Annotated in this window: 2 protein-coding genes and 1 pseudogene; 2 read left to right on the forward strand and 1 reads right to left on the reverse strand. The window is 67.2% G+C overall.

Annotation, left to right across the window (positions count from 1 at the left end; genetic code table 11):
* Positions 1–622, reverse strand: a pseudogene (locus tag KDB67_RS10870) (hypothetical protein); the annotation flags it as partial.
* Between the two features lie 81 nt (positions 623–703).
* Here KDB67_RS10870 and KDB67_RS10875 point away from each other — a divergent pair.
* Both KDB67_RS10875 and KDB67_RS10880 read left to right on the forward strand, forming a co-directional pair.
* Positions 704–1,651, forward strand: a complete 948-nt coding sequence (locus KDB67_RS10875; RefSeq protein WP_291015668.1) for an NADP-dependent oxidoreductase — start codon at positions 704–706, stop codon at positions 1,649–1,651.
* A 166-nt stretch (positions 1,652–1,817) separates the two neighbouring features.
* The coding region (locus KDB67_RS10880; protein ID WP_291015670.1) for a transposase at positions 1,818–2,662 on the forward strand (845 nt) is incomplete at its 3' end.

Here is a 2,662-nt window from a genome sequence, read left to right on the forward strand (position 1 = left end):
CGACGGGGTGGCCCATCTGGGTTTCCCAGTTGCGGTTGATCTGCGGCAGGCAGGTCAGCGGGTAGGTGGTCTCGGTGTCGGCGGAGTTGACCGGTTTGCCCTGGGCACGGCGCAGAGCGCGTTGCACGATCCAGACTGCCTGCGATGATTTCTCATCGAAGTTCTTCGCGACGTCGGCAACCGGACACGGATAGTCCGATTTCAGTTCGGTGTGCGCGAAGTGCAGCTGCCCGGCGCCGGACTTCCAGCGCATTCCGAACTGGGTTTGGGTACCCGGTGTTTCAAGGATGTTCTTGATGGCCCTGACCTGTGAGTATTCGGTGGCGACGACGGCAGGGCTGAGGGTCCAGCACTTGCGTTTGAGGTCGGCGATACGTCCGGCCGCGACGTCGTCGGCCCACTTCTGGACACGCTGCGCACCGTCGGCGGGCCGGGTGCCCACGTTGACGCGGATCGTGACCTTCGCCGGGCCGATGTTCTCGGCGGCCGGCGCGGTGCTCGCACCGGTGACGACCGTAGCGCTTGCGGTGGGCGGTGCCGATGACGATGTGCTGTTGTCGTCGCACGCCACTGGCAGGAGGGCGGCCACGATAAGGACCGATGTGCGTGCGAACCGTTTCATAACGGTCTACTTTGCGCCCGAGTACGCGACACATCAAGGAATCGTCGTTCGGGTGGTGTACCGCCCGACTACCGTAGGGGCGTGGGCGACAAGCGCTGGGTGGCGACCGGACCGGCCGGGTTGGCCGACTTCGCGTTCATCGACGTCGACGTCCCGCCGCCCGGCCCGGGTGAGGTCACCATCGCAGTCCGCGCCGCCGGGGTGAATCCCGCTGACCTCAAACATGTTTCCCGCGCCACTGAGTTCCCGGCGCCGGTCGGCTACGAGGTGTCCGGGGCGCTTTCGGCGATCGGACCGGACACCGAGATCGCCTCGGGCAGCTGCGCTGTCGGCGATGAAGTGCTGGCGTTCCGAGTCAGCGGCGGCTACGCGACATCGCTGACCGTGCCCGCCGGGAAGGTGTTCGCCAAACCCGCTGTGCTCGACTTCTCCGAAGCGGCGAACCTGCTGCTCGCCGGTACCACCGCCGCCGACCTGCTCCGCGTCGCCCGCGTCACCAACGGCGACACGATTCTGCTGCACGCGGCGTCGGGCGCAGCGGGTGTGGCAGTACTGCAACTTGCCCGCAGGGTCGGTGCGAGGGTCATCGGAACAGCAGGACCCGCCGGTCTCGCGCGCGTCAAACGCTTCGGCGGCATCCCCGTCCTGTACGGCGAAGAACTGCTCACCCGAATCGAAACCGCTGCACCACAAGGCATCTCTGTCGCATTGGACGCCGCCGGCACCGACGAGGCCATCGACGCCTCCCTATCCCTCGTCTACGACCGCACCCGAATCGTCACAATCGCCGCGCCCGCCCGCGCCGCAGACGACGGATTCGTCGCCATCGGTGGCAACCAGCCCGAATCCATGGCCTTCCGCGACGACATCCGCGCCGAACTCGTCCAACTCGCCGAACGCGGCGAACTGGTGGTCCCTATCGCGCGCACCTATCCGCTCGGCCAGGCCATCGACGCGCTGGAGTTGGTGGCGGCGGGGACGGCGGGCGGCAAAATTGCGCTGTTCACCGGATCTGACCTGGATCCGTGATTAGTGGCTGGTTACCGGCGAGTTTAGACGACGAAGGTGCTTGTCCTGGTAGATGATTGGGTTGTCGAAGTCCAATAATCGTCTATCCGGGAGAAGCACCTTGTCGGTGAAGAGTGTACGTCGTGGTGGTGGCCGGGCCAAGTGCGGCGGGAAAATGTGTCGGCGGGTGCGGCGGGTGCGGTTCGGGGCGCCGGATGCGTCGTTGACCGGGCGGGCGGGGATGGTCGCGGTCGGTGAGTTCGTGGACAAACTTGGTGTGGTGGCGGCTCTCGATACCGCGATCGGGGCTGTCAAGAGGCGCGATCGCGGTATGTCGGCGGGGCAACTGCTGGTGGGAGTGGCTTCGGCGCAGTTGGCCGGGGCCGGGTTCTGGGCTCATCTGGATGAGCAGCGCACTGATCAGGTGGTGGCTGAGGCGTTGACGGTGCCGATCCCGGCCTCGACGACCGCGATGGGGGTGGCGGCCCGCTTTGATGAGCAGCATTTCTCTGCGGTGGAGGCTGGTGTGGCCGAGGTTGTCGATCGTGCGGTGGCGATGATGAGCCCCGAACGCCGTGACCGGCTCGCCGCCGCGGTGACCACGGATCTGGACTCCTCCGATGTGGAGGTTTACGGACGCCGGAAACAGGGTGTGGCCTACAACTATTGCGGGCAGCGGTGCGGACGTCCGCATCTGGCGAGTTGGGCCGAGGCCGGACTCACCGTGGCCGCGGATCTGATGGCCGGCAACGCCGATGTGCGGCCGGTGGCCGCCGGGCTGCTGGGCCGGGCGTTGGCCGCGATACCGGCCCCCATCCGGGAATCAGCGCAGCAGGCGGGCACGCTGCGGGTCCGCGCCGATGCCGGGTACTTCACCGCCGAGCTGGCCACCGAAGCCGTGGCCGCCGGCGCCGATTTCGCGATCGCAGCCAAACGCAACACCGCGATGTGGCGGGCTTATGCCGGGATCGACCAGGACCACTGGGTGGCCGCGATCGATATGCCCGGCGCCCAGGTCGCCGCGTGTGACTA

The organism is Gordonia sp. (in: high G+C Gram-positive bacteria), assembly GCF_020438995.1.
In the GTDB taxonomy this organism is placed as follows: Bacteria; Actinomycetota; Actinomycetes; order Mycobacteriales; family Mycobacteriaceae; genus Gordonia.